Below are 623 nucleotides of genomic sequence, written 5' to 3'. Positions count from 1 at the left end.
GGCCAACTGCTCAGCCACTACCACTACGACGACCAGAATCGTCTGCACGCCCACGCCGTTACGCAGCAGCAAAACTACCTCTACCAACGCCAATACGACTACGACAAAAGCGGCAACCTCACCCGCCTGGTCGACACTCGCAAAGGCGAACACCTTTACCGCTACGACCCGCTTAATCGCCTGACCCGCGCCGATCACTCCCAGGACGTGCAGGAACGCTTCGCCCACAACCCGGCCGGCAACCTGCTGATGCAAGACCGCCCCGGCCCGGACATCGTCGCGGCCAACCGCCTGATGATCCAAGGCGACCGGCACTATGACTACGACGCCTTCGGCAACCTCATCCGTGAACGGCGCGGCAAAAGCCAGCAACTCGTCACTGAATACCGCTACGACTGCCAGCATCGGTTAATCAGCATCACAAAGCCCAACGGCGAAACCGCCAGTTATCGCTATGACCCATTTGGGCGGCGCATCAGCAAGACCGTAGACGGCAAGACCACCGGGTTTTTCTGGCAAGGCGACAAGCTGATTGCCGAACACCATGCAGAGCGCCATCGCAGCTACCTCTACGAACCCGACAGCTTCCGCCCATTGGCGCTGTTGGAAGGTTTCGGCCCAAA

1 protein-coding gene is annotated in these 623 nt (G+C 60.0%); it reads left to right on the top strand.

Annotation, left to right across the window (positions count from 1 at the left end):
• On the top strand, positions 1 to 623 hold a 623-nt coding region (locus tag AC1RAC_RS28300; protein ID WP_492617183.1), incomplete at both ends, for an RHS repeat domain-containing protein.

The sequence above is a fragment of the Pseudomonas sp. GW823-FHT02F05 genome (assembly GCF_058797315.1).
Note: the sequence above shows the minus strand (reverse complement) of the source record. Positions and strands in the feature narration are given on the sequence as shown.